This is a genomic window from Variovorax beijingensis (genome assembly GCF_003951285.1).
In the GTDB taxonomy this organism is placed as follows: Bacteria; Pseudomonadota; Gammaproteobacteria; order Burkholderiales; family Burkholderiaceae_C; genus Variovorax; species Variovorax beijingensis.
Genome location: NZ_RXFQ01000007.1, coordinates 100,574 through 126,861, shown reverse-complemented (window position 1 = coordinate 126,861; position 26,288 = coordinate 100,574). Strand labels below are relative to the sequence as shown.

Below are 26,288 nucleotides of genomic sequence, written 5' to 3'. Positions count from 1 at the left end.
AGTGGCGCGGCAAGGCGCAAAGGAGGTTTCACATGATCAGTCGCAGACATTTTTCTCTGGCCACCGGCGCGGCGGCGCTCGGCGGCTTCCAGTTGGCGCGGGCGCAGGGCGATGTGCCGCTGGTGCTGGGCCAATCGGCACCGTTCACCGGCCCGGCCGCGCAGCTCGGCATCCAGTTCCACCAGGGTGCCAAGCTGTTCCTGGACCAGTACAACGCCCAGCCCGGCCGGCGCAACGTGGTCATCAAGAACCTGGACGACGGCTACGAGCCCGACCGCTGCGCCGCCAACACGCAAAAACTGATCGAAGAGGATGTGTTCGCGCTCTTCGGCTACATCGGCACGCCCACCAGCATGGCGGCGCTGCCGCTCGCGGTGAAGGAGAAGGTGCCTTTCATCGCGCCTTTCACCGGCGCGATGTCGCTGCGCGAACCCTTCCACAGGAACGTGTTCCACCTGCGCGCCTCGTACAACGACGAGACCGCGCTGATCGTGAAGCAGCTCACGCACCTGGGGCTGAAGAAGATCGCGGTCTTCTACCAGAACGACGCCTACGGCAAGGCCGGGCTCGACGGCGTCACGCTGGCGCTGTCGCAGCAGGACCTCAAGCCGGTGGCGCTGGCCACGGTGGAGCGCAATTCGGTCGACGTGGCGCCGGCGGTGAAGAGCATCACGGCGGCGCGGCCCGACGCGGTGGTCCAGGTGGGCGCCTACAAGGCCTGCGCGGCCTTCATCCGCCAGGCGCGCAAGGCGGGCTACGGCGGCACCTTCTTCAACGTGTCCTTCGTGGGCACCCAGGCGCTGGCCGACGAACTCGGCAAGGAGGGCGCCGGCGTGATGGTGACCCAGGTGGTGCCCTCGCCCTACAACCCGGCCAATGCGATCACGCGCGAATTCAGCGAGGCGGTGAAGAAGGCCGGCGCCGGCACGAGCGCCAACTTCTCGAGCATGGAGGGCTACCTTGCCGCCAAGGTGCTGACCGAGGGCCTGCGCCGCGCGCCGGGCAAGGCCTCGCGCGACGGCCTGATCGCGGGGCTCGAAAGCATCGACCGGCAGCAGTTCGGCGGCTTCGAGGTGTCTTTCTCGGCCAGGAACCACGTGGCATCGAAGTTCGTCGAGCTGTCGATGCTGACCGGGGACGGGCGGGTTCGAACCTAGCTGCAGAGGCCGTCCACGGCCTGGAACATCGCCTGCCGCGCCTGGCTGACGACCTGGCCGCGCCAGGCATCGGTGTCGGTATAGAAGGCCTCGAGCATGCGCGCGCGGATGCCGTCGGCCAGGTCGGCCGGCGCCTCGGGGTGCCTGTGCAGCCAGTGGTCGGCGCGCAGGGCAGCCAGCACTTCCAGCATGGGCAGCGTGCCGTATTCGAGTGCGATGCCGGTGTATTCGGCCTGCGGGCACTCCTGGTGCGCGGTGTCCCACATCAGTCCGCGCAGCAGCGCCGCGCTCGAAGAACCGTCGTAGATCGAGGTGACGGGCGCCGCGGGCGTGCCCCACCAGGCATTGGCGCGCGCGTAGGCCACCTTGTCGTCGCGGCAGGCGAAGATGCGTTCGCCCAGGCCATTGGGCCCAAGCCCGGTGTGCAGGTCGATCCAGGCCAGCCGGCGCGCGCTGGCGGCATGCCGGCGCAGCACGCCGCGCAAGGTCTTGTTGCTCCAGGTCTGCGCCTTGCCGCCGAAGAACAGGCCGTCCTCGAACTGGTACTGCCCGCTGGTGATGGCCGCCTGGTAGGCCTCGGCGCCATGCTTGCCGATCCATTTCTCGATGTCGGCCTCGTTCTCGGGCGTGGGCGGCCAAGTCTCGGGCACGAGCAGCGCATGCAGCCTGGCGTAGGGCTCGTTGGCCGGAAGCGGCTTCGAGAAATCGACGAAGTTGCGGTTCAGGTCGACCTTCTCCTGCGTGACGCGCCGGCCGTACGAAAAGCCGTGCGGGTTGAGCGCATGCACATAGAGCACCGCCACGCCCTGCGCCCTGGCTTTCTCGCGCCATTCGGCGTCGTGCAGCGCGAACACCTGCACGCCGCTGCCGCAGTGGCCCTCCACGCCGTGGCAGCCGCTGGTGACGATCAGCAGGCGCTCGGCGTCCGCAGCGCCGTCGAGCGCCACGTCCATCGAGAGTTCCTCGCCGTCCCGCCCCTTGCCCGGATGCGCGTGCGGCAGGGTCGCGAGGCCCGCACTCACGCAGGCCTGCAGAAACTTCTGGCGGGCCTGGGCGTAGCGCGGCGAAAACGCCTCGCCGATGCCGATCAAGGCGCGGCTCCCCCGGGCTTGAGGAACTGCTCGGCCAGTTGCACCCAGCAGGTGGCGCCCAGGGGAATGAGGTCGTCGTTGAAGTCGTAGCTCGCGTTGTGCAACGTGCACGGCCCTTCGCCGTGGTGCACGTCGCGGTGCGAGCCGTCGCCGTTGCCGATGAAGGCATAGGCGCCGGGCTTGGCCTGCAGCATGAAGGCGAAGTCTTCCGAGGTCATGGCGGCTTCCTGCCGCAGCACGTTCTCGGGGCCCACGATCTCGCCCATCACGCGGCGCGCGAAGTTGGCCTCGGCCTCGGTGTTGATGGTGGGCGGGTAGTAGCGCTCGAAGCGGAAGTCGCACGTCGCGTCGTGCGCGGCGCAGATGTGCTCGGCGATCTGCCTCATGCGCGATTCGATCATGTCGAGCACCTCGATCGAGAAGGTGCGCACCGTGCCCGTCATCTCGCAGTTGTCGGGGATCACGTTGTTGGTTTCGCCGGCATGGATGGTGGTGACCGAGATCACGGCCGAGTCGGTCGGCTTCATCTTGCGCGTGAGGATGGTCTGGAAGGCCTGCACGATCTCGCAGGCGATCGGCACCGGGTCGATGCCGGTCTGCGGCAGCGCGGCATGGCCGCCCTTGCCGATCACGTTGACGTAGAACTTGTTGCCCGACGCCATCACCGGTCCGGGGCTCACGGCGAACTGGCCGGCCTTCATGCCGGGCCAGTTGTGCATGCCGAAGACGGCATCCATCGGGAACTGCGCGAACAGCCCCTCCTTGATCATCTCGCGCGCGCCGCCGCCGCCCTCTTCGGCCGGCTGGAAGATCAGGTAGACGGTGCCGTCGAAATTGCGGTGCTTGGCCAGGTGCTGGGCCGCAGCGAGCAGCATGGCCGTGTGGCCGTCGTGCCCGCAGGCGTGCATCTTGCCGTGGTGCTTGCTGGCATGCGCGAAGGTGTTGAGCTCGGTGACGGGCAGGGCGTCCATGTCGGCGCGCAGGCCGACGGCGCGGTTGCTGGTGCCGTTCTTGACGATGCCCACCACGCCGGTGGTGCCCAGGCCCCGGTGGATGGGAATGCCCCATTCGGTGAGCTTGCCTGCCACCACGTCGGCGGTGCGGACTTCTTCGAAGCAGAGTTCGGGATGGGCGTGGAGGTCACGCCGCACGGCGGCGATGCCGGCCGCCTGCGTGACGAGTGAATCGATGAGTTTCATGGGCACAGTCTAGGCTTTGCGACGACCCCCGCAAAGACCGTGCCGGGCAAACCCTCAGCGGCCGAGGCTCTTCAGGTAGTCGGCGCGCGCGGCGATCGCGGTGTCGGGGAAATCGGTGAACACCCCGTCCACGCCGAGCTTGTAGTAGACCGCGTACTCGTTCCTGCCGTCCTTGTTGTAGTCGGCCGCCAGACGGCGCGATTCGTTGCGGAAGGTAAACGGGTGCACGAAGAGCCCGGCCTTGTGGGCATCGGCGACCAGCGTGGTGGGCGAGACCGAGGTGGCGTCGGCATCGTTGATCTTGCCGTCCTTGTTGACGTCCAGCGGCTTGCCGTCGGAGCCGATGCTGCCCTTGATGCTCACGATGTAGCGCTTCCACGGCCCGATGCCGTCGGCATAGGTCTTGATCTCGGCCAGGCCCGCGGGCGTGACCATGACGTCGAAGTTGCGCTTGTCGCCGGCCTTGGTCCATTCGTAGGGGCGGTCGACCGGCACGGCGTAGGTCATGGCGCCGGTCTTCATGTCGATGCCGTCGCCGTCGATCAGCTGGATGAGCCGGGTTTTCAGGCCCTTGGCCTTCATGTATTTGAGGCTCCCGGGCTCGAAGGACTGCACGTAGATGGGGGCGGTCTTGCTGTTCCAGCCGGCGGCGTTGATGGCTGCAATCACCTTGTCTTCCATTGGCAGCCCGAGGTCGCGGAAGTAGGTCGGGTTCTTGGTCTCCGGATAGATCGCGATGGTGCGGCCGGTTTCCTTCGACTTGGCCTTGGCGAAATCGATGATCTCCTGGAAGGTGGGGATCTTGAACTTGCCGTTGAAATCCTGCGGGCGCTCGGGGTCGGTCGAGATGCCGCCCAGCGTCTTGATCTCGGCCAGCGTGAAGTCGTTGCTGAACCAGCCGGTCTGGGTTTCGCCGTCGACCTTGATGGTCTTCTTGCGCGAGGCGAAGCGCGGGTGCTTGGCCACGTCGGTGCTGATGGCCAGGTTGGGGTCGTGGCGGGCGATGAGCACGCCGTCCTTGGTGGAAACCAGGTCCATCTCGATCACGTCGGCGCCGAGCTCGACGGCGCGCGCGTAGGCTTCGAGCGTCTGCTCGGGCAGCTGGCCCGAGGCACCGCGGTGCGCAATGACCAGCGGCGGGTTGCCGTCGAGCGTGAGCAGCTTGTTGGCGGGACCGGTGGTGCTGCAGGCCGCCAGGCCAAGGGCGGCGGTCGCGGCAAGGGCGAAGTGAACGGTGCGCATCGTCTTTTCCTCCATCCAAAAGAGGCGCAGGGTACCCGCTGCGCATGACAGCCCGGGCGCCCGCCGGCAACCGGCACCGACTTCTTGGACAATGTGTTGCATGTCCCCTACGCTTTCCCCCCAAAGCCTCGCGCTGGCCCAGACGCTGGTGCGCATGAACACCGTCAGCGCGAACAGCAACCTCCAGCTGATCGACCTTGCGCAAAGCCATCTGGCCGCGCTGGGCGTGAAGAGCCGCATCACCTACAACGCCGAGCGCACCAAGGCCAACCTGTTCGCCACCCTCGGCGAGGGCAAGCCGGCCGGCGTGATCGTCTCGGGACACACCGACACGGTGCCGTGGGACGGGCAGGACTGGAGCGTCGACCCGCTCTCCGCCACGCTGCAGAACGAGCGCCTGTACGGACGCGGCTCGGCCGACATGAAGAGCTTCATTGCCATCGCCCTGTCCAATGCCCGGCGCTTCCTGGAAAGCGACTCGCCCTTCGCGGTGCACTTCGCCTTCAGCTATGAAGAGGAGATCGGCTGCTTCGGCGTGAAGGAACTGATCGCCGACATGCGCGACGCCGGCATCAAGCCCCTCGCCTGCATCGTGGGCGAGCCCACCAGCATGGTGCCGGCCATCGCGCACAAGGGCGTGTACCGCTACCGCTGCTGCGTGCGCGGCAAGGAGGCGCATTCGTCGCTCACGCCGCAGTCGGTCAATGCCATCGAGATGGCCGCGCGCGTGGTCGGCAAGGTGCGCGACATGGCCGAAGGCTTCGAGCGCAGCGAACCGCGCTACGAGGGCTTCGACGTGCCCTTCAGCACCGCGAGCGTGGGACAGTTCCATGGCGGCATTGCCGACAACGTGGTGCCGCGCGACGCCGAGTTCCGCTACGAATTCCGCGACCTGCCCACGGCCGATGCGAAGCGCATGCAGGCCGACGTGCGGGCCTACGCCGCCGGCCTCGAGCCCGCGATGAAAAAGGTGGCGCCCGATGCGGGCTTCAGCTTCGAGACCATCTGCGAGATCCCGAGCTTCCTCGGTGCGGCCACGGATCCGGTCACGCTGCTCGCGCAGCGCCTCGCGGGCGAGGACCGCACCACGCTGGTGGCTTTCGGCACCGAAGCGGGCCTGTTCAAGAACGCCGGCATCCCCACCGTGGTGTGCGGCCCGGGCAGCATCGAGCAGGCGCACCAGCCCGACGAATTCGTGAGCCTCGAACAACTGGCGCGCTGCGAGCTGTTCATGGAGCGCCTCGCGACCTCGCACACCATTGGCTGAAGACCACGGCAGCGGCGCGCTGCAGCAGATGAAGCGCGTCGCGCTCGGCCTGCTGTGCGCAGCGGCCCTGCTCTATGCGGTGGCCAGCGCACTGCAGGCGCAACATCCGGCCTGGGGCTACGTGGCCGCGTTCGCCGAAGCCGCGATGGTCGGCGCCATTGCCGACTGGTTCGCGGTGGTGGCCCTGTTCCGGCATCCGCTCGGCCTGCCGATTCCGCACACCGCGATCATCCCGAGCAACAAGGACCGCATCGGCGCCAAGCTGGCCGGCTTCATCTGCAACAACTTCCTCGGCACCGAACAGGTGCTCGCCAAGCTGCGCGAGTTCGACGCGGCCGGGCGCATCGCCGACTGGCTGGCGCGGCCCGCGAGCGGCCAGAAGCTCGGCGAATGGGGCGTGGCGGCCGCGCGCTACGGGCTCTCGGCATTCGACGACGAGCGCGTGCGCAGCTTCATGGGCCGCGCCGCCGCGGCGGGCCTCGAGAAGATCGATCTCTCGCGACTGATGGGCCAGGCGCTGGATGCGCTCACGGCCGGCGGGCGCCACCAGGCGCTGCTCGACGACGTGCTGCAGCAGGTGGCCGGCCTGCTCGAAGGCGAGGAAGTGCAGGCGCACATCACCGAAGCCATTGCGCGCGAGATCAAGACGCTGCGCTACGTGGGCCTGGACCAGGTGGCGGCCAAGCTCGCCACGCGCAAGATCGTGGCGGCCGTGGCGCGCACCATCGCCGAACTGGCGGCCGAGCCAGATCATCCGATGCGCCGGCGCTTCGACCACTTCGTCGACGACTTCGTGGTGCGGCTCAAGCTCGACCCCGGGTTCCAGCAGCGCGGCGAGCAGATCCGCGCCGAGCTGATGGCGCATCCCGCGCTCGGCGACTACCTGCACGGCATCTGGGGCGAGCTGCTGGCCTGGCTGCACGACGACCTGGGCCGGGGCGACTCCACGATCCGCCAGCGCATCGCATCGATGGCCGGCGCGCTCGGCGCGCGGCTGCAGGCCGACGAGGCGATCCGCCACTGGATCAACGAGCAGATCGAGGCGGCCGCGCCGCTGGCCATCGAGCGCTACCGCGAGGACATCCGCCGCTACATCGAGGAGCGCGTCGGGGAATGGAACGCCAGCGAGATGACCGACGAGCTGGAGCGCCACATCGGGCGCGACCTGCAGTTCATACGGATCAACGGCACGCTGGTGGGCGGGCTGGTGGGCCTGTCGATCCACACGGTGACGCAGCTTCTGCGCGGTTGAATCGCCGACGAGGGGCGGGTAATCCGCAGCGAACGAAAGTCCGCATGTCCCGGGAGAGACTGCGCCATCTCCCCTGCCTGCTTCTAGACTGCCTGCACGTCGCAAGACAGGACGCATCCACAAGAAGGAGAGAAGACATGCCCCGCCGCCCGCTGCGCGCCGCCGCACTCATCGCCATCCTCGCCCTGCTGGAGGCCTGCGGCACCATCGCACCGCCGCCACCGCCCACCCGGCCCGCCGCGTGGTCCGAGCCCGAAGTGCTGGTCGCGCCGTCCTCGTTCGCGGGCGTGCACGGCCTGGCGATCGACCAGAAGGGCCGCCTGCTCGCGGGCTCGGTGCTCGGCAACACGCTGTGGGAGGTCGACCGCGGCACCGGCGCGGCCAAGGTCCTGATCGACGCGCCCGAAGGCCAGGCCGACGACATCGCGGTCGGCCCCAGGGGCGAGCTGGCATGGACCAACTACCTCATGGGCATGCTGCGCTACCGCGAGAACGACGGCGCGCCGATGCGCGTGCTCGCCAAGGACCTGCCCGGCCTCAATTCGCTGGACTTCGACCGCAGCAGCGGCAGGCTCTACGCCTCGCAGGTGTTCCTGGGCGACGCGCTCTGGGAAATAGACCGCACAGGCCAGAAGCCGCCGCGGCTCATCAAGAAGGACATGGGCGGCTTCAACGGCTTCGAGGTCGGCCCGGACGGCATGCTCTACGGTCCGCTGTGGTTCAAGGGCCAGGTGGTGAAGATCGATCCGGTCAGCGGCAACATGACCGTGATCGCCGGCGGTTTCAAGATTCCCGCGGCCGCCAACCTCGACGGCAAGGGCAACCTCTGGGTGGTCGATGCGCGCAGCGGCGAGCTGGTCAAGGTGGACCTCGCCACGGGCCGCAAGACCGTCGCGAAGCAGCTGCGCCCATCGCTCGACAACCTGGCCATCGCCCCCGACGGCACGATCTACGTGTCGAACATGGCCAACAACGAAGTGCAGGCCTTCGACCCTGCCACGGGGATGCTGCGCACGCTCACCAGCGGCAAGCTGGCGGCGCCGGCCGGGCTCAAGATCGAAGGCCGCACGCTCTGGGTGGCCGATGTGTTCGGCTTCCGGCAGGTGGACGTGCGCACGGGCGAGGTGCGCGACGTGTTCCGCATGCAGCGCGACCCGCAGCTCGACTATCCATTCGCCATCGGCCTGTCGGGCACGCGCTTCGCGCTGACTTCGTGGTTCACCGGCACGGTGCAGCTGGTCGACCGCCAGACGCTGCGGACCGTCGAAACCATTCACGGGCTGAAGGCGCCGTTCGACGCCATGCCCATGGCCGACGGCAGCGTGATCTATGCCGAGATCGCCACCGGCAGCATCACCCGCGCGAGCGGCCCTCATTTCGTTGAGAAGCAAGTGCTCGCCAGCGGGCTGGCCGGCCCGGTGCAGATGATCGTCGGCCGCGACGGCGCGCTCTACGTCACCGAGGCCGCGGGCAAGCTGACCCGCATTCCGCTCGATGCCAGCGCCCCGCTGCGCGCCGTTGCCGAAGGCCTGGCGCTGCCCGAAGGCGTGGCCGAGACGCCCTGGGGCAGCTTCATCGTGGCCGAAAGCGCGGCGCGCCGGCTGGTGGAGATCGACCCGGTCAACGGCTCGCGCCGCACCGTGGCGGAAAACCTGCCGATCGGGCTGGCCGCGGGGCCGGGGCTGCCGCCGCCCTATGTGGTCACCGGGGTCGCGGTCGGCAGCGACGGGACCATCTACATGGCGGCCGATCGGAACAACGCGATCTACCGCATTCGTCCAAAAAACTGAGCGCAACAAGATGTGAGTAAATCCCATGAAATTGGGTTTACTTTTAAAAACAACTATTACAAACTCCCGGACGGACGTCTCGTTACATCTTCGGCCGGCCGGGTGGCCTGCCGCGGCGAGCCGTTCCTTACCAGGAGAAAAAAAGACATGACTCCCCTCGTCGTTGGCCAATTGCTGTCGCCCGAATATTCGCTGGGGCTGGTGGCACTTTCGTTCCTCATCTCGTTCGCGGGCTCCCTGGTGGCGCTGATCTGCGCGAAGCGCATGGTTGGCGCCGACGGCAAACCCAACCTCGCGGTCGTCGCCTGCGCCGCGGTGGCGCTGGGCGGCATCGGCATCTGGTCGATGCACTTCATCGGCATGCTGGCCTACCGCCTGCCGGTGGGCATTTCGTACAACGTGCCGCTCACGGTCGTCTCACTGGTGGCGGCCATCCTGATCTCGGGCATTGCGCTGTACATGGCGGGCGGGCGGCGCAAGTTCAGCCGGGCCGGCTGGCTGGCCGGAAGCCTGCTCGCGGGGCTGGGCGTGTGCGTGATGCACTACATGGGCATGTTCGCGATGAACATGCGCGCCTCGATGGACTTCGACCCCGCCATCGTGGCGCTGTCGGTGGCCATTGCCATCACCGCCGCCGGCGCGGCCCTGTGGCTGGCCTTCAACCTGCGCCGGCTGAGCCACCAGATTGCGGCGGCGGCCGTGATGGGCGTGGCCGTCTGCACCATGCACTACGTGGGCATGAGCGCGGCCAGCATGATCTGCATCGCGGCCGCGCCCACCGACGCGCTGGCCATCGGCGGCAACTACATGGGCCTGTCGGTGTTCGGCACGGCCGGCGCGGTGCTGATCTTCATCTACTGGGTGATCACGGGCACCAGCATGGACGCGCCGGCTGCTCCGCGGCGGGCCCGCACCAGCTAATTGGCGCAAGCCGGGCGCGCGTGCGCGCCCTAGAGTCGGTGCAGAGCGAAAGCGATCTGCACTGACTCTTCCATGCCCGCCATCGAATCCCGGCTGAACGCGGCCAGCGAATCCTTCCTGGCCCATCGCGCCGGCATGCTGGCGCTGCTCGAGCAGGTGCGCGCGCACGAGGCCCGCGCGGCAGCGGCATCGAACGCCTCGGCCGAGCGCTTTGCCAGGCGCGGCCAGCTGCTGCCGCGCGAACGGCTCGCGCTGCTGCTGGACGCCGGCGCGCCCTTCCTGCCGCTGGCCTCCCTCGCGGGGCTGGGGCACGACAACGAAGACCTCGGCCGGAGCGTGCCCGGCGGCGGCGTGATCGCGGGCATCGGCCGGGTCGCGGGCGTGCGCTGCGTGGTCAGCGCCTCCGACTCGGGCATCGACGCCGGCGCGCTGCAGCCCATGGGGCTGGACAAGCAGCTGCGCGTGCAGGAAATCGCGCTCGAGAACAAGCTGCCCTACGTCCAGCTGGTGGAAAGCGCGGGCGCCAATCTCATGCAGTACCGGGTACAGGACTTCGTGCGCGGCGGCGGCATCTTCCGCAACCTGGCGCGGCTTTCCGCCGCGGGCCTGCCGGTGGTGACGGTGACGCACGGCTCCTCGACCGCGGGTGGCGCCTACCAGACGGGCCTTTCGGACTACATCGTGATGGTGCGCGACCGCACGCGCGCCTTCCTGGCCGGCCCGCCGCTGCTCAAGGCCGCCACCGGCGAAATCGCCACCGAAGAGGAACTGGGCGGCGCCGTGATGCACACGCACGTCTCGGGCCTGGGGGACCACCTGGCCGAGGACGACCGCGACGCCATCCGCATCGCGCGCGCGATCCTCGGCGGCATCGACTGGGCGCGCGACGAGGCGCCGCGCAAGTTCGCGCCGCCGCTCTACGCGGCCGAGGAGCTGCTGGGCATCATGCCGGGCGACGGCCGCCGGCCGGTGGACATGCGCGAGGTGATCGCGCGCATTGCCGACGGCTCCGAGTTCCTCGAATTCAGCGCGCACTACGGCAGCGCCACGCTGTGCGGCCACATGCGGCTCGAAGGCCACGCGGTGGGCGTCGTCACCAACAACGGGCCCATCGACTCCGACGGCGCCACCAAGGCCACGCACTTCATCCAGGCCTGCTGCCAGTCGCGCACGCCCATCGTGTATTTGCAGAACATCACGGGCTACATGGTGGGCCGCGCGCACGAGGAGGCCGGCATCATCAAGCACGGCGCCAAGATGATCCAGGCCGTGACCAGCGCCACGGTGCCGCAGGTCACGCTGCACTGCGGCGCTTCCTACGGCGCGGGCAACTACGGCATGTGCGGCCGCGGCTTCGCGCCGCGCTTCTGCTTCTCGTGGCCCAACGCGCGCACCGCGGTGATGGGCGGCGAGCAGGCGGCGCAGACCATGGCCATGGTGATGGAGGCGGGCATGGCGCGAAAAGGTGCCGTCGACCGCGCGAAGATCGACGCCATGCAGCGGCAGATCGTCGAACGCTTCGAACGGCAGACCAGCGTGTTCACCACCAGCGCGCTGCTGCTGGACGACGGCGTGATCGATCCGCGCGACACGCGCGCGGTGCTGGCCGAAGTGCTGTCGGTGTGCCGCGATGGCGATGCGCGCGTGCCGCAGGCGATGCAGTTCTCGGTGGCGCGGCCATGAGCTTCCACAAGATCCTCGTCGCCAACCGCGGCGAGATCGCGCTGCGCGTGATGCGCACCGCGCGCGCCATGGGCCATCGCACGGTGGCCGTGTATTCGAGCGCCGATGCCGATGCGGAGCACGTGCGCCAGGCCGACCAGGCCGTGTGGATCGGCGAGCCGCTGCCCGCGCAAAGCTACCTGAACATCGCCGCCATCGTCGAAGCCGCGCATTCGAGCGGCGCCGAAGCGGTCCATCCTGGCTACGGCTTCCTGGCAGAGAACGCCGAGTTCGCGCAGGCCTGCCGCGATGCGGGCCTCGTCTTCATCGGCCCCTCGCCCGAAGCCATCCGCGCCATGGGCGACAAGGCCGCGGCGAAGCGGCTGATGCAGGCGGCCGGCGTGCCCTGCATTCCCGGCTACCAGGGCGAAGACCAGCGCGCGGCCACGCTCGCTGCCGAAGCCGCGCGCATCGGCTGGCCCGTGATGATCAAGGCGACCGCCGGCGGCGGCGGGCGCGGCATGCGGCTCGCGCCTTCGGCCGATGCCTTTGCCGAGCTGCTGCAGAGCGCGCAGTCCGAGGCGCTCCATGCCTTCGGCGATGCGACCGTGATCCTCGAGCGCGCCATCGCCGCGCCGCGCCACATCGAGATCCAGGTGTTCGCCGACCGGCATGGCAACGCCATCCACCTTGGCGAGCGCGACTGCTCGGTGCAGCGCCGGCACCAGAAGCTGATCGAGGAATCGCCCTCGCCGGCCGTCTCCGGGGCCTTGCGCGAACGCATGGGCGCGGCAGCCGTGGCGGCGGCCAGGGCCATCGGCTACGAAGGCGCGGGCACGCTCGAATTCCTGCTCGATGCGAAGGGGGCGTACTGGTTCATGGAAATGAACACGCGGCTGCAGGTGGAGCATCCGGTGACCGAAGCCGTGGCGGGGCTCGACCTGGTCGAGCTGCAGCTGCGCGTCGCGGCGGGCGAGCCGCTGCCTCTTGCGCAGCAGGACGTGCGCCTGAGCGGCCACGCCATCGAAGTGCGGCTGTGTGCGGAAGATCCGCGGCAGGGCTTCATGCCGCAGAGCGGAACGCTCGCCGCATGGCGGCCTTCGCCGGCATTGCGCGTCGAGCATGCGCTGCGGGACGGCGCCGCGGTGCCGCCCTTCTACGATTCGATGATCGCCAAGCTCGTGGCCCACGGTCCAACGCGCGAAGAAGCCAGGCGCCGGCTGGTCGCGGGGCTGCAGGACACGGTGGCCCTGGGCCTGGCGACCAATCAGCAGTTCTTGCAGCGCGCGCTGTCGCATCCGGTGTTTGCCGGCGGTTCGGCGACGACGGCGTTCATTGCCGAGCACACCGAGGCACTGCTTGCACCCGATCCCGCCATGGAGCGCCGCGCCGCATGGCTCGCGGCGCTGCTGCTCCAGCTGGGCGATCGCGGATGGCCCTCGCCGCTCGCACACACGCTGCCCAACGCGCTGCGCTTTTCGCTCGATGGCCGGGTGCACGCCGCCCGCGTGACGCCTCGGGGCGCTGGCCGCTTCGATGTCGCGCTCGATGCGGCGGCGCCGGTACCGATCGAGCTGCTTTCGCTGTCCGGCGACGGCGCCCTGCGCTTTTCCTGCGATGGCGTCTCGGAACGGGCCTTGGCGGTGCGCGAATCCGCGGTGCGCCTGTGGCTCCATTTCGATGGCCAGGCCTTCGACCTGCAGGACCTCACGCATGCCGCGGTGCCGCGCGCCGGCGCCGCGGGCGGCGACGGCCTGCTGCGCGCCTCGATGAACGGCCGCGTCATCGCGCTGCTGGTGGCTGAAGGCGAGGCCGTCGCCGCCGGCCAGCCGATCGCCACGCTGGAGGCGATGAAGATGGAACATGTGCACTGCGCGCCGCGCGCGGGCCGCGTCGCCGCATTGCATGTGGCGGTGGGCGCGCAGGTGGCCGCGCGGCATGTGGTGGCCGAGATTGCCGACGCATGACGGCGCACACTGCACCTTGCCAGCCCTTGCGGAAGCCTCAACCATGAACGCTCCTTCCCGGTATCGCTCCGTGTTCTCGCCCGGCCTGTTCGCCGGGCAGGTGATCCTCGTCACGGGGGGCGGCTCGGGCATCGGCCGCTGCACGGCGCACGAACTCGCATCGCTGGGCGCGCAGGTGGTGCTGGCCGGCCGCAAGGCCGAAAAGCTGCGGCAGGTGCAGGCCGAGATCGCAGATGCGGGCGGCAAGGCCGGCATCCAGGCCTTCGACATCCGGCAGGAAGAAGCGGTGCGCGCCGCCATCGCCGACATCGTTGCAACGCACGGCCGCGTCAACGGCCTCGTCAACAACGCGGGCGGCCAGTACATCACGCCGCTCGCCGCCATCTCGGCCAAGGGCTGGGAGGCGGTGATCCACACCAACCTCACGGGCGGCTTCCTGGTGGCGCGCGAGTGCTTCGTGCAGAGCATGCAGGCCCATGGCGGCGCCATCGTCAACATCGTGGCCGACATGTGGGGCTCGATGCCCCACATGGGCCACAGCGGCGCGGCGCGCGCGGGCATGGTGAGCTTCACCGAGACCGCTGCGCTCGAATGGGCCGCAAGCGGCGTGCGCGTGAACGCCGTGGCGCCGGGCTACATCGCGTCGAGCGGCATGGACCACTATCCGCCCGAGGCCGGCGACATGCTGCGCGCCATGCGCGGCACCGTGCCCGCGGGCCGCTTCGGCAACGAGGCCGAGACCTCCGCCGCCATCGCCTTCCTGCTGAGCCCGGCGGCGAGCTTCATCAGCGGCAGCGTGCTGCGCGTGGACGGCGCGCGGCCGCAGGTGCGCATGGGCTGGCCGATGACGCTGCCCGATGCACAGGTGCGCCAGCGCAGCGCCGTGCGGCCCTTCGACGGCTTTCACCTGGCCGAGACGCCGCGCGTGTTCCAGGACAGCGGCAAGGCGAACGACTGATTGGAGACAACCGCATGCAGTACACCCACGAGCACCTCGAGATCCAGAAGACGCTGCGCCGCTTCATCGACGACGAAATCAATCCGCATGTGGACGAGTGGGAAGAGGCCGAGATCTTTCCCGCGCACGAGGTCTTCAGGAAGCTCGGCAAGCTGGGCATGCTGGGCCTGAACAAGCCCGAGGCCTTCGGCGGCGCCGGGCTCGACTATTCGTATGCGATGGCCATGGCCGAGGCGCTCGGCCACGTGAGCTGCGGCGGCGTGCCGATGGCCATCGGCGTGCAGACCGACATGTGCACGCCCGCGCTCGCGCGCTTCGGCAGCGACGAGCTGCGCCGCGAGTTCCTGGCACCCGCCATCGCGGGCGAGACGGTCGGCTGCATCGGCGTGAGCGAGCCCGGCGCAGGCAGCGACGTGGCCGGCCTCAGGAGCCATGCACGCAAGGACGGCGGCGACTACCTCATCAGCGGCCAGAAGATGTGGATCACCAACAGCCTGCAGGCCGACTGGATGTGCATGCTGGTCAACACCAGCGACGGACCGGTGCATCGCAACAAGTCGCTCGTGATGGTGCCGATGGACAGCCCCGGCATCGAGAAGGCGAAGAAGATCCGCAAGATCGGCATGCATTCGAGCGACACCGGGCTCATCCATTTCGACAACGTGCGCGTGCCGCAGCGCTATCGCATCGGCGAGGAGGGCCAGGGCTTCGTCTACCAGATGCAGCAGTTCCAGGAAGAGCGCCTGTGGGCCGCCGCGAGCTCGCTCGAACCGATGGAGGACTGCATCGCGCAGACCATCGAATGGGCGCAGCAGCGCCAGATGTTCGGCGCCACGCTGGCCGATCAGCAGTGGGTGCAGTTCAAGCTGGCCGAACTCAAGACCGAGGTGGAAGCGCTGCGCGCCCTCGCCTACCGCGCCTGCGACCTGCACGTGCAGGGCCAGGACGTGCTCGAACTGGCCTCGATGGCCAAGCTCAAGACCGGCCGGCTCACGCGCCAGGTGGCCGACACCTGCCTGCAGTTCTGGGGCGGCATGGGCTTCACGCTCGAGAACCGCGTCTCGCGGCTGTACCGCGACGGGCGGCTCGGCTCCATCGGCGGCGGCGCCGACGAAGTGATGCTGGGCATCCTCGCCAAGACCATGGGCATCGCCAAGCGGCCGCCGCGCGGCTGAAGCGCATGGACGCCGAACTTCGAGCCGACCGCGCGGCGCTCGCCGACACGGTGCGGCGCTTCGCCGAAAGCGAGATCGCGCCGCATGTCGAGGCCTGGGACGACGCGGGCGAGTTCCCGCGTGCGCTCTACATGCGTGCCGCGCAGCTGGGGCTGCTCGGGATCGGCTATCCCGAGGCACTGGGCGGCACGCCGGCCTCTTATGCGCTGAAGCTGCCGGCGTGGATCGCGCTCGCGCGGCACGGCAGGAGCGGCGGCGTGCTCGCGAGCCTGTTCTCGCACAACATCGGCCTGCCGCCGGTGGTGCTCCATGCGAGCGACGCGGTGCGCGCCGAGGTCGTTCCGCCCGTGCTGCGCGGCGAGAAGATCGCCGCGCTCGCCATCACCGAGCCGGGCGGCGGCTCCGATGTGGCGGCGCTGCGCACCACGGCAAGGCGCGACGGCGGACACTACGTGGTGAACGGCGAAAAGACCTTCATCACCTCGGGCATGCGCGCCGACTGGATCACGGTGGCGGTGCGCACCGGCGAAGAGCGCGGCGCGCGCGGCCTCTCGATGCTGCTGGTGCCCGGCGATGCGGCCGGCCTCAGGCGCACGCGCCTCGCGAAGATGGGCTGGTGGTGCTCCGACACCGCGCAGCTGCACTTCGACAACGTGCGCGTGCCCGCGCGCTACCTGCTGGGTGAAGAAGGCGCGGGTTTCCGCATGGTCATGGGCAACTTCAACGGCGAGCGCATCGGCCTGGCGGCCGGCGCGCTCGGCTTCGCGCAGGCCTGCCTCGACGAGGCGCTGACCTGGTCGCAGGGACGCAGGACCTTCGGCGCCGCGCTCATCGCGCACCAGGCGGTGCGCCACAAGCTGGTGGACATGCAGATGCGCATCGCCTCCACCGAAGCCTGGCTCGAGGCGGTGTCGGCCGAAGGCGATGCGCTCGAGGCGGCGGGCCGTTTCAACGCGCCCGACTGGGTCGCCGAGGTCTGCATGCTGAAGAACCACGCCACGCAAACCCTGCAGTTCTGCGCCGACCAGGCGGTGCAGATCCTCGGCGGCATGGGCTTCATGCGCGGCACGGTGAGCGAGCGCATCTACCGCGAAGTGAAGGTGATGATGATCGGCGGCGGCGCCGAGGACATCATGAAGGAGTTGGCCGCGCGGCAGCTGGGCTGGCTGTAGCTGCCCGGCCAGCGCTCAGTCGTTCTGCTCACTCTCGCCCTGCCTGGCCGCGGCCAGCGCATTCGCCGCGCGCAGCTTGTCCTTCTTGCTCGGCCGCTTGCCCTTGACGCCGCCGGTGCCCGAGGCATCGGCCATCGGCACGGCAGCCTCGGTGGGCTCGAAGCCTTCGATGCGCTCGCGCGGCAAGTGGAGGCCCTGGCGCTTCTCGATCAGGCGGAAGTGCGCCTCGGTGGCCGCGCTCACGAAGCTGATCGCCAGCCCGCTCTCGCCGGCGCGGCCCGTGCGGCCGATGCGGTGGATGTAGTCGGTGGGCGAGCGCGGCAGGTCGTAGTTGATGACCACGGGCAGCTGCGCAATGTCGATGCCCCGCGCGGCCAGGTCGGTCGCGATCACCACGTCCCAGCGGCTCTCCTTGAACTGCGCGAGGATGCCGGTGCGCGTGCCCTGCGCAATGTCGCCGTGGAAGGGCACCGCATAGACGCCGTTCTTGTAGAGCTTCTCGGCCACGGTCTGCGCCGCATGCTGCGTGGCGACGAAGACCAGCACACGGTCCCAGCCGTTTTCCTTCAGCAGATGGCGCAGCAGCTGCGTGCGGCGGTTCGCGTCGACCTCGATCACGCGCTGCACGATGGCGGGCTCGGTGCCCGGCTCGCCCTGCACGTCGATCACCGCGGGATCGCGCAGCGTGCCGTCGGCCAGCGCCTGGATGGCGGGCGGGAAGGTGGCCGAGAACAGCAGGTTCTGGCGCCGCGCCGGCAGCAGCGCGAGGATGCGGCCCAGCTCCTCGGCAAAGCCGAGGTCGAACAGGCGGTCGGCCTCGTCGAGCACGAGCATGGACACGGCGCCGAGCTTCAGCGCGTTGTGCTCCACCAGGTCGAGCAGGCGGCCCGGCGTGGCCACCACGATGTCGGCGCCGCCGCGCAGGCTCATCATCTGCGGGTTGATCGACACGCCGCCGAAGGCGATCGCGATCTTGAGCCGCTCGGGCAGGTGCTGCGCCAGGCTGCGCAGGGTCTCGCCGACCTGGGCCGCGAGTTCGCGCGTGGGCACGAGCACCAGCGCGCGCACGCGCCGCGGCGCCTGTGCGGGCTCTGCGGCCAGCCGCTGCAGCAGCGGGAGGGAAAATGCGGCCGTCTTGCCGGAACCGGTCTGCGCCGAGCCCCGCACGTCGCGGCCCTGCAGAATGGCGGGAATGGCCGCAGCCTGGATGGCGGTCGGCGCGGCGTAGCCGCTTTCGGCGGCAGCCTGCACGAGCGCGGGGGCCAGGCCCAGTGAGTCGAATGGCATGTGAGCAGACAGAGGGATGAACCGGGGACAGTGAAGAAGTGAAGAAGAAGAGATCGATCGAATGGCAACGATGAAAAGCAACCCCGCCAGCGCCCTGGTGTACTCCACCGAGGCGGGCGGCCGCATGTGCCCCGATTGCCGCGCGCCGATGGCGCAGTGCCGCTGCAAGGAAACCAGCGCGCGCATTCCGGCCACCGACGGCATTGTGCGTGTATCCCACGAGACCAAGGGCCGCAAAGGCAAGGGCGTGACCGTGGTCAAGGGCCTGGCGCTCGATGCGGCGGCACTCGCGGCCATGGGCAAGCAGCTCAAGACGGCCTGCGGCTCGGGCGGCACGGTGAAGGACGGCATCATCGAGATCCAGGGCGACCACCGCGAGCCGGTGATCGCCGTGCTCTCGAAGCAGGGCCACACCGTCAAGCGCGCGGGAGGCTGAATTTCAATGAAACCCGAAGACCTGCAGCGCCTCGTCACGCTCGAAATGCCCTTCGGCAAGCACAAGGGCACGCTGATTGCCGATTTGCCCGGGAATTATCTGAATTGGTTCGCACGCGAGGGTTTTCCCTCGGGCGAAATTGGCCGGCTGCTCCATTTGATGCATGAAATAGACCACAACGGGCTCTCCGGCCTGCTGCAACCGTTGCGAAACCGCCCGTCAGGGCGTGATGTTTCGTAATAAGCGCTGATTTCGACACGCTTTTCCCGGATCGGATTGATAATCCGGCTTACGTGTCTGTGAGCTTGCTCCCGTGCACGTAATTCGGTGATCGGTCAGTTTCGCGCCACAGCGCATTTGTTTGTTGTGATTCTGGGACTCCATCGCTTTGTCTTGTTGGTTTGAATTAGGAGTCCCTCAATGGGCAAGAAACTCTACGTAGGCAACCTCGCCTACTCCGTGCGTGACAACGACCTGGAACAGGCTTTCGGCGAGTTCGGCTCGATCGTCAGCGCCAAGGTCATGATGGAACGCGACACCGGTCGCTCCAAGGGCTTCGGTTTCGTGGAAATGGGCACCGACGCTGAAGCGCTGGCAGCCGTTGAAGCCATGAACGGCCATTCGCTCCAGGGCCGCGCCCTGACCGTGAACGAAGCACGTCCGATGGAAGCTCGTCCCCCCCGTACCGGTGGCGGCGGCTACGGCGGCGGCGCTGGTGGTGGCGGCTACGGCGGTGGTGGTGGCGGCGGCGGCTACGGTGGTGGCGGCGGCGGTGGCCGCAGCGGTGGTGGCGGTGGCTACGGCGGCGGCGGCGGTGGTCGCGGCGGCTACTAAGCCCTCCCCCCGAGACCTCGCTCTCAAGCAAAAAAGCTCCTTCGGGAGCTTTTTTCGTTTCTGCCCCTCTCCCGCGCCTGCTTGCGCGAGGCGCGCGGGAGAACCCTTGTACGCATTTGTCCTTACCGGGCCGGTCAGCCAACGGTCAGCCGCGGGCGACGACCCTCACCCGTCCAATCAAGAGGGTCGAGACAATGCGTATCAAGAGTCAGGCTGACTTCTTTTCGGGAGTCATGTTCACAGCCGTGGGCGGCGCCTTCGCCATCGGCGCCACCACCTACAACATCGGCGACGGTGCCCGCATGGGGCCCGGTTACTTCCCGCTCATGCTGGGCATCCTGCTGGCCGTGCTCGGGGCGCTCATCATGTTCCAGGCGATGGTGGTCGAGACCGCGGGCGGCGATCCGATCGGGAAATGGGCCTGGAAGCCGCTGGCCTTCGTGCTCGGCGCCAACCTGGCGTTCGGCGTGCTGCTGGGCGGCCTGCCGAGCATCGGCCTGCCCGCCATGGGGATGATCGTCGCGATCTACGCGCTCACCATCATCTCGAGCATGGCCGGCCAACACTTCAAGCTGCGCGACGTGCTGGTGCTGTCCACCATCCTGGCGGCCGGCAGCTACGTGGCCTTCATCTGGGCGCTCAAGCTCCAGATCCAGGTCTGGCCTACTTTCATTTCGGGTTGAGGAGCACGCCGCCATGGAACTGTTCCACAACCTCGCGACCGGCTTCGGCGTCGCCTTCACCTTCACCAACCTGCTGTACTGCCTGGTCGGCTGCATCCTGGGCACGCTGATCGGCGTGCTGCCGGGCATCGGCCCGGTCGCGACCATCGCGATGCTGCTGCCCGCCACCTACGCACTGCCGCCCGTGTCGGCGCTGATCATGCTGGCCGGCATCTACTACGGCGCGCAGTATGGCGGATCGACCACCGCGATCCTGGTGAACCTGCCCGGGGAGTCATCTTCGGTGGTCACCTGTATCGACGGCTACCAGATGGCCAGGCAGGGCCGCGCAGGCCCGGCGCTTGCCGCTGCGGGCCTGGGTTCGTTCTTTGCCGGCTGCGTCGGCACGCTGATCCTGGCGGCCTTCGCACCGCCGCTGACCGAACTGGCCTTCAAGTTCGGCCCGGCCGAGTATTTCTCGCTGATGACCCTGGGCCTGATCGGCGCGGTGGTGCTGGCTTCGGGCTCGCTGCTCAAGGCGGTGGCCATGATCGTGCTGGGCCTCTTGCTCGGCATCGTGGGCACCGACGTCAATTCGGGCGTGGCGCGCTTCAGCTTCGACATTCCGGAGCTCACCGACGGCATCGGCTTCGTGGTGATTGCCATGGGTGTGTTCGGCTACGGCGAAATCATCGGCAACCTCTCGCAGCCTGACGACGAGCGCGAAGTGTTCACGCACAAGGTCAGGGGCCTGTGGCCCACCAAGGATGACTTCAAGCGCATGACGCCCGCGGTGCTGCGCGGCACGGCGCTGGGTTCGGCGCTCGGCATCCTGCCGGGCGGCGGCGCACTGCTGGCGGCCTTCGCGGCCTATGCGCTCGAGAAGAAGATCAAGATGCGCCCCGGCGAAGTGGCCTTCGGCAAGGGCAACATCCGCGGCGTGGCATCGCCCGAGTCGGCCAACAACGCCGGCGCGCAGACCTCCTTCATTCCGCTCCTGACGCTGGGCATTCCGCCCAACGCCGTGATGGCGCTGATGGTGGGCGCGATGACGATCCACAACATCCAGCCCGGCCCGCAGGTGATGACCAGCAACCCCGAACTGTTCTGGGGCCTGATCGCCTCGATGTGGATCGGCAACGCGATGCTGATCGTGTTGAACCTGCCGCTGATCGGCATGTGGATCAAGCTCCTGACGGTGCCCTACAAGTTCCTGTTCCCTGCCATCGTGCTGTTCTGCGCGATTGGCGTGTACTCGACCAACAACAACACCTTCGACGTGTGGATGGTCGCGATCTTCGGCTTTGTCGGCTACCTGTTCCTGAAGCTCAAGACCGAGCCGGCCCCGCTGCTGCTGGGCTTCATCCTCGGGCCGATGATGGAAGAAAACCTGCGGCGCGCGCTGCTGCTGTCGCGCGGCACGTGGAGCGTGTTCGTCACGCGGCCGCTGTCGGCGGGCTTGCTGGTCGCGGCAGCGTTGCTGCTGGGCATCGTGCTGCTGCCTTCCATCAAGGCGAAACGCGAAGAAGCGTTCGTCGAGGAATAACCCACCCCGTCCCTCGCTCACTTCGTGTAGCTCGACTCCCTCCGCAACACCAGCGGCCCGGCAAAGCCGGTTCCGCGGTGTTCCTGGAATGTCCCGTCTCAAGTTCCGGGTCAACGCATGAGCAGTTGCCAGGCCATGCCGGCGAGTGCGGAGGCGAGCACGACGGGGATCACGCCGGCCTTGAAGCGGAAGAGCGCGATGGCCGCGAGGACGCCGATGACGGCGGAGGGGATCTCGAAGGGCCCGGACAGGCCCGCGGGCCAGAGCACGTGGTAGGCGAAGAAGACCGCCAGGTTGACGATCACGCCGACCACGGCCGCGGTGATGGCAGTCAGCGGGGCGGTGAACTTCAGGTTGCCGTGGGTCGATTCGATGAAGGGTCCGCCCAGCAGGATGAACAGGAACGACGGCAGGAAGGTGAAAACGGTCACCACCGTTGCCGCCGCCGCGCCCGCCGCGAACAGCGCCTGCGGACCGAACAGCGCCTGCCCCCAGCCGCCCACGAAGCCCACGAACGACACCACCATGATCAGCGGGCCCGGCGTGGTTTCCCCGAGCGCCAGTCCGTCGATCATCTGCGTGGCGCTGAGCCAGTGGTAGTGGTCGACCGCGCCCTGGAACACATAGGGCAGCACCGCGTACGCGCCACCGAAGGTCAAAAGCGCCGCCTTGGTGAAGAACCACGCCATCTGCGTGAGCGCGCCGTTCCAGCCGTACAGCGCCATGAGTGCGCCAAGGGCGCCGAGCCACAGCGCGAAAAACACCGCCAGCACGCGCGCGAAACGGCCCCAGCCGAAAAGGGCGTGCTGCGGCGTCGGCGTATGGTCGTCGATCAGCGCCGGCCCGGCCGATGCCTGTGCGCCGCCGTGCCCGCCGCCCGCTGCGAAATACGCCGGCGCGAACCGGCTGCCGAAGTAGCCGATGGCCCCGGCGGCCAGCACGATCAGCGGGAACGGCAGGCGCAGCGCGAAGATCGCCGCGAAGGCCGCCACGGCAATCGCCCAGAGCCATGCGTTCTTGAGCACCCGCGAGCCGATGCGCCAGGCGGCGAACAGCACGATGGCCGTCACCGCGGGCTTCACGCCGTAGAGCAGGCCTGCCACGGCCGGCACGTGGCCGTAGGCCATGTAGGCCCACGACAGGCCGATCAGGATGAAGAGCGATGGCAGCACGAAGAGCACGCCCGCCGCAATGCCGCCCCAGGTGCGGTGCATGAGCCAGCCGATGTAGGTGGCCAGCTGCTGGGCTTCGGGGCCGGGCAGCAGCATGCAGTAGTTCAGCGCATGCAGGAAGCGCTTCTCCGAGATCCAGCGCCGGCGCTCGACCAGTTCCTGGTGCATCAGCGCGATCTGCCCGGCCGGCCCGCCGAAGCTGATGAAGCCGAGCTTGAGCCAGTAGGCGAAGGCCTGCCAGAAGCTGACGGGCGCGGGAGGTTCGACAGGCTCTGGTGGCGGCATGCAGGAGGACTTTCGGGTTTTGCTATTTCAGGAATGCGTCATAGGCGGTCTTCAGGATCAGCGCGCTCACCACGACGATGAACACCACCCGCACGAAACCGGCCCCGTGCTTCAGCGCAACGCGCGTGCCCAGCAGGCTGCCGGCCACGTTGGCCACCGCCATCACCAGCCCATAGTGCCACCAGACGTGCCCCTTGAGCGCGAGCAGCAGCAGGGCCGCGGCGTTGGTGAGCGTGTTGATGATCTTGGCCGAGGCCGAGGCGTTCAGGAAGTCGTAGCCCATCCAGCGCACGAACAGGAAGACCAGGAAGCTGCCCGCGCCGGGACCGAAGAAGCCGTCGTAGAACCCGATCGACAGCCCGATGGCACAGGCCGCCAGCGTTTCGGCCCGGCCGCCGAAGCGCGGGACATGGTTGCGGCCCAGGTCCTTGCGCGCGAGCGTGTAGAGCAGCACGCCCAGCAGCACGATGGGCAGCGCGCGGCGCAGGAAGTCGCCCGGGAACACCGTGACGCCCCAGGCGCCCAGCATCGAGCCCACGAAACCGAGCAGCGCGGCCGGCCACAGGGCGCCCCAGCGCATCTGGACGCGCTGGCTGAACTGGGCCGCCGCGGCCGCCGTGCCCCAAATGGACGCGCTCTTGTTGGTGCCCAGCAAGGTGGCCGGCGGCGCGCCCGGAAAGACGGCAAAGAGCGCCGGCACGAGGATCAGTCCTCCGCCGCCCACGATCGAATCGACAAAACCCGCGAGCAGCGAGGCGCCCGTGACCACCAGCATTTCCATGGCGGGATTGTCGCATCCGGATTGCTACCAAAAAAGGAGCTTCAACCCGAGGCGGGACGGGCACAAGAGTCCTCTTCGGCCAGAGGAAAATGCCTCGATGGGAGGGTTGCGCGGGCAAAAAAAAGACGCCGACCAGCGGCGCCTTTTCAAGTTCAGCACGGCTTCTCGATCGGAAGCCTTGAAGAATTTTTGTTGTAGACCGAATTTGTCTCCTCGGACCCTCGGCAGTACGAGCTGGGCCCGTTCGCGAGTGGGCAGACTTTAGGCGGTGCACCGCCCCAGTGCATTGGGAATTACCCGCTTTGCCTTACCTCAGAGGGTCGGTTCGCAAACCAAAGTGTTTCGGACCGTTAACGGCATGGCATGACTTGTGCACGCTAATGCTTGATCCATCCATGGAGACCGTCATGTCCATGTCCGAAAGCGAACGCATTGCGCTGGCCGCGCGCCTGCACGTGGCGCTCAGGCGAAAGCACGGGCGCGTGACCGACACCGAATGGATGGCCACCAATGCCGAGTACGCCGCGGAGATCGTGCGCATGACGCGCGCGCATGCGGTCGAGACCAAGGACGAAGACCTGTACCTGCTCGCCACCCGCCTGGAGCAGGCGATGGAACCGCTGGCGCGCGCCGCGCGGCTGGCGGCGCGTGCGCCCGACGGCCATCTGCCGAACCCGCTGCCGCGCTATGCGGACGGGCTGCGCTGATTTCTTCAGCCCGCCGCGAGAGCCGCCGTACGGATCGACTGCAGCGTGCTGGCCGGCGTGATGGCTTCGGGATCGAGCAGGCAATGCAGGATCGCGGGCTTGCCGCTGGCACGCGCCCGCGCCAGTGCGGGACCGAACTCCGTGGTGCTGGCCACGCGCTCGCCGTGGCCGCCGAACACCTCGGCATAACCGCGGAAGTCGGGGTTCTTCAGCTGCGTGGCGCTCACGCGGCCCGGGTAGTGCTTTTCCTGGTGCATGCGGATGGTGCCGTACATGGCGTTGTCGAGCAGCACCACGATGATCGGCAGCCCGTACTGCACCGCGGTGGCGAACTCCTGGCCATGCATCATGAAATCGCCGTCGCCCGCGAACACCACCACCTCGCGCTGCGGCCACAGCCGCTTGGCGCCCACGCCGGCCGGCAGGCCGTAGCCCATCGATCCGCTGGTGGGCGCCAGCTGGCTCGCGAACGCGCGGAACGGCCAGAAGCGGTGCACCCAGGTCGCGAAGTTGCCCGCGCCATTGCAGAAGATGGTGTCGGCCGGCAGCACCTCGCGCAGGTGCTGCATGACCTCGCCCATCTGCAGCGGACCCGGAATGCGGATCGGCGCCGGATCGCTCCAGCGCAGGAAGTCCTCGCGCGCGGCCTTGGTCCCGGCCTGCCAGGCGGGCGGCGAGGCCGGGCGCAGCGCGGACACCGCCTCGGCGAAGGCCTGCGGCGTGGCGTGGATGCCCTGGGCCGGGCGATAGAGCCTGCCGAGCTCGTCGGCATCGGCGTGCACATGCACCAGCGCCTGCTTCGGCTGCGGGATGGCGAGCAGTTCGTAGCCCTGCGACGGCACCTCCGACAAACGCCCGCCCACCAGCAGCACCAGATCGGCGTTGCGGATGCGCTCGAGCATGCGCGGATTCGCGCCCAGGCCCAGGTCGCCGGCGTAGCAGGGGTGCTCGGCCGACAGCAGCATCTGGCGGCGGAACGAGCAGTACACCGGCAGCGAGAACGCCTCGGCGAAAGCCGCGAACTGCTGCGTGGCGGCCTCGGACCAGCGGCTGCCGCCCAGGATGGCGACCGGCCGCTCGGCCTGCGACAGGCGCTGCTGCAGCTCGGCGACCTGCGCCGCGCCCGGATGGGTCTCGACCACCGCATAGGGCTGCGCATCGGCCACCGTGGCGGCTTCGGTCAGCATGTCCTCGGGCAGCGCGATCACCACCGGACCGGGCCGGCCCGAGGTGGCGACATGGAAGGCGCGCGAGACCAGCTCGGGCACGCGGGTGGGGTCATCGATCTGCACCACCCACTTGGCCATGGTGCCGAACACCGCGCCGTAGTCCAGCTCCTGGAAGGCTTCGCGGCCCAGCGCCTCGCGCGCCACCTGGCCGACGAACAGCAGCAGCGGCGTCGAATCCTGGTGCGCGATGTGCACGCCGGCCGCCGCGTTGGTGGCGCCCGGCCCGCGCGTGACGAAGCACACGCCGGGCCGGCCGGTGAGCTTGCCCTGCGCCTCGGCCATCATCGTGGCGCCGCCCTCCTGACGGCACACGGTCACGTCGATGGCTGCATCGTGCAGCGCATCGAGCACCGCCAGAAAGCTTTCGCCGGGCACGCAGAACAGCTGCCTGACGCCGTGGGTGATGAGCTGGTCGACCAGGATCTGGCCGCCGGTGCGGGGAGAAGTCATGCTGTGTCCAATGCAATGAAGGTCTTGGTTCTACGCCTTCCCCTTT

23 protein-coding genes are annotated in these 26,288 nt (G+C 68.6%); 16 read left to right on the top strand and 7 right to left on the bottom strand.

All coding sequences use genetic code 11. The features are described 5' to 3' along the window. Nucleotides 1–32: 32 nt before the first annotated feature. A complete protein-coding gene (locus EJO66_RS13975; protein ID WP_124958431.1) occupies nucleotides 33–1,157 on the top strand; it encodes an ABC transporter substrate-binding protein in 1,125 nt (374 codons plus the stop codon). Here the strand turns inward: EJO66_RS13975 and EJO66_RS13970 are convergent. From EJO66_RS13970 to EJO66_RS13960, 3 genes are read right to left on the bottom strand one after another with little or no spacing between them, the layout of a single operon-like run. After that, entirely contained in the window at nucleotides 1,154–2,248 is a 1,095-nt protein-coding gene (locus EJO66_RS13970; RefSeq protein WP_124958430.1) for a M14 family metallopeptidase, read from the bottom strand. The two genes, EJO66_RS13975 and EJO66_RS13970, sit on opposite strands and share 4 nt — an antisense overlap. Beyond that, a complete protein-coding gene (locus tag EJO66_RS13965) occupies nucleotides 2,245–3,447 on the bottom strand; it encodes a M20 aminoacylase family protein (protein ID WP_124958429.1) in 1,203 nt (400 codons plus the stop codon). Before EJO66_RS13965 ends, EJO66_RS13970 begins: the two co-directional genes overlap by 4 nt. 54 nt (nucleotides 3,448–3,501) lie before the next feature. Next, on the bottom strand, nucleotides 3,502–4,689 hold the full coding sequence (locus tag EJO66_RS13960; RefSeq protein WP_124958428.1) for a glycerophosphodiester phosphodiesterase: 1,188 nt from the start codon (nucleotides 4,687–4,689) through the stop codon (nucleotides 3,502–3,504). Nucleotides 4,690–4,789: 100 nt separating this feature from the next. Here EJO66_RS13960 and argE point away from each other — a divergent pair, with 100 nt between their 5' ends. From argE to EJO66_RS13915, 9 genes are all read left to right on the top strand, one after another. Then, complete coding sequence (gene argE / locus EJO66_RS13955; RefSeq protein ID WP_125965454.1) at nucleotides 4,790–5,956, top strand: acetylornithine deacetylase; 1,167 nt, start codon at nucleotides 4,790–4,792, stop codon at nucleotides 5,954–5,956. Continuing rightward, nucleotides 5,949–7,208 (top strand): DUF445 domain-containing protein, encoded by a 1,260-nt coding sequence (locus EJO66_RS13950; RefSeq protein ID WP_223262249.1) that lies wholly within the window; start codon nucleotides 5,949–5,951, stop codon nucleotides 7,206–7,208. The genes argE and EJO66_RS13950 overlap by 8 nt, the downstream gene beginning before the upstream one ends. Nucleotides 7,209–7,345: 137 nt before the next feature. Beyond that, nucleotides 7,346–8,998 (top strand): NHL repeat-containing protein, encoded by a 1,653-nt coding sequence (locus tag EJO66_RS13945; protein ID WP_124958426.1) that lies wholly within the window; start codon nucleotides 7,346–7,348, stop codon nucleotides 8,996–8,998. Nucleotides 8,999–9,145: 147 nt separating this feature from the next. Further along, a complete protein-coding gene (locus tag EJO66_RS13940) occupies nucleotides 9,146–9,919 on the top strand; it encodes an MHYT domain-containing protein (RefSeq protein ID WP_124958425.1) in 774 nt (257 codons plus the stop codon). A gap of 72 nt (nucleotides 9,920–9,991) precedes the next feature. Continuing rightward, on the top strand, nucleotides 9,992–11,602 hold the full coding sequence (locus EJO66_RS13935) for an acyl-CoA carboxylase subunit beta (RefSeq protein ID WP_125965453.1): 1,611 nt from the start codon (nucleotides 9,992–9,994) through the stop codon (nucleotides 11,600–11,602). Beyond that, nucleotides 11,599–13,548 carry an acetyl-CoA carboxylase biotin carboxylase subunit gene (locus EJO66_RS13930; RefSeq protein ID WP_124958423.1) on the top strand — a complete coding sequence of 650 codons (1,950 nt, stop codon included), beginning with the start codon at nucleotides 11,599–11,601 and terminating at the stop codon, nucleotides 13,546–13,548. The genes EJO66_RS13935 and EJO66_RS13930 overlap by 4 nt, the downstream gene beginning before the upstream one ends. Nucleotides 13,549–13,591: 43 nt before the next feature. Then, nucleotides 13,592–14,506 carry an SDR family oxidoreductase gene (locus EJO66_RS13925; protein ID WP_125965452.1) on the top strand — a complete coding sequence of 305 codons (915 nt, stop codon included), beginning with the start codon at nucleotides 13,592–13,594 and terminating at the stop codon, nucleotides 14,504–14,506. Nucleotides 14,507–14,520: 14 nt separating this feature from the next. After that, nucleotides 14,521–15,681, top strand: a complete 1,161-nt coding sequence (locus EJO66_RS13920) for an acyl-CoA dehydrogenase family protein (RefSeq protein ID WP_125965451.1) — start codon at nucleotides 14,521–14,523, stop codon at nucleotides 15,679–15,681. Between the two features lie 5 nt (nucleotides 15,682–15,686). Beyond that, nucleotides 15,687–16,853 (top strand): acyl-CoA dehydrogenase family protein, encoded by a 1,167-nt coding sequence (locus EJO66_RS13915; protein WP_125965450.1) that lies wholly within the window; start codon nucleotides 15,687–15,689, stop codon nucleotides 16,851–16,853. A 15-nt stretch (nucleotides 16,854–16,868) separates the two neighbouring features. Here EJO66_RS13915 and EJO66_RS13910 read toward each other — a convergent pair whose 3' ends face one another. Continuing rightward, nucleotides 16,869–18,140 carry a DEAD/DEAH box helicase gene (locus EJO66_RS13910; protein ID WP_124958419.1) on the bottom strand — a complete coding sequence of 424 codons (1,272 nt, stop codon included), beginning with the start codon at nucleotides 18,138–18,140 and terminating at the stop codon, nucleotides 16,869–16,871. Between the two features lie 61 nt (nucleotides 18,141–18,201). Between EJO66_RS13910 and EJO66_RS13905 the strand changes: the two genes are divergently transcribed. From EJO66_RS13905 to EJO66_RS13885, 5 genes are all read left to right on the top strand, one after another. After that, on the top strand, nucleotides 18,202–18,576 hold the full coding sequence (locus EJO66_RS13905) for a translation initiation factor Sui1 (protein WP_124958418.1): 375 nt from the start codon (nucleotides 18,202–18,204) through the stop codon (nucleotides 18,574–18,576). 6 nt (nucleotides 18,577–18,582) lie between these two features. Further along, a complete protein-coding gene (locus EJO66_RS13900; protein WP_012745483.1) occupies nucleotides 18,583–18,816 on the top strand; it encodes a DUF3820 family protein in 234 nt (77 codons plus the stop codon). A 180-nt stretch (nucleotides 18,817–18,996) separates the two neighbouring features. Beyond that, complete coding sequence (locus EJO66_RS13895) at nucleotides 18,997–19,410, top strand: RNA recognition motif domain-containing protein (protein ID WP_125965449.1); 414 nt, start codon at nucleotides 18,997–18,999, stop codon at nucleotides 19,408–19,410. A gap of 194 nt (nucleotides 19,411–19,604) precedes the next feature. Continuing rightward, nucleotides 19,605–20,093, top strand: coding sequence for a tripartite tricarboxylate transporter TctB family protein (locus tag EJO66_RS13890; RefSeq protein ID WP_124958416.1), 489 nt, complete (start codon nucleotides 19,605–19,607; stop codon nucleotides 20,091–20,093). A gap of 13 nt (nucleotides 20,094–20,106) precedes the next feature. After that, nucleotides 20,107–21,618 (top strand): tripartite tricarboxylate transporter permease, encoded by a 1,512-nt coding sequence (locus EJO66_RS13885; RefSeq protein ID WP_124958415.1) that lies wholly within the window; start codon nucleotides 20,107–20,109, stop codon nucleotides 21,616–21,618. Between the two features lie 110 nt (nucleotides 21,619–21,728). Here the strand turns inward: EJO66_RS13885 and chrA are convergent, their stop codons facing one another. Both chrA and EJO66_RS13875 read right to left on the bottom strand, forming a co-directional pair. Beyond that, complete coding sequence (gene chrA / locus EJO66_RS13880; RefSeq protein WP_124958414.1) at nucleotides 21,729–23,075, bottom strand: chromate efflux transporter; 1,347 nt, start codon at nucleotides 23,073–23,075, stop codon at nucleotides 21,729–21,731. A gap of 22 nt (nucleotides 23,076–23,097) precedes the next feature. Next, complete coding sequence (locus tag EJO66_RS13875; protein WP_124958413.1) at nucleotides 23,098–23,856, bottom strand: TSUP family transporter; 759 nt, start codon at nucleotides 23,854–23,856, stop codon at nucleotides 23,098–23,100. Between the two features lie 407 nt (nucleotides 23,857–24,263). Between EJO66_RS13875 and EJO66_RS13870 the strand changes: the two genes are divergently transcribed. Next, nucleotides 24,264–24,563, top strand: a complete 300-nt coding sequence (locus EJO66_RS13870) for a hypothetical protein (RefSeq protein ID WP_399281406.1) — start codon at nucleotides 24,264–24,266, stop codon at nucleotides 24,561–24,563. A 5-nt stretch (nucleotides 24,564–24,568) separates the two neighbouring features. On the opposite strand, the gene EJO66_RS13865 is transcribed toward EJO66_RS13870, so the two are convergent. Then, nucleotides 24,569–26,242 (bottom strand): thiamine pyrophosphate-binding protein, encoded by a 1,674-nt coding sequence (locus EJO66_RS13865; RefSeq protein WP_124958411.1) that lies wholly within the window; start codon nucleotides 26,240–26,242, stop codon nucleotides 24,569–24,571. Nucleotides 26,243–26,288: the final 46 nt, after the last annotated feature.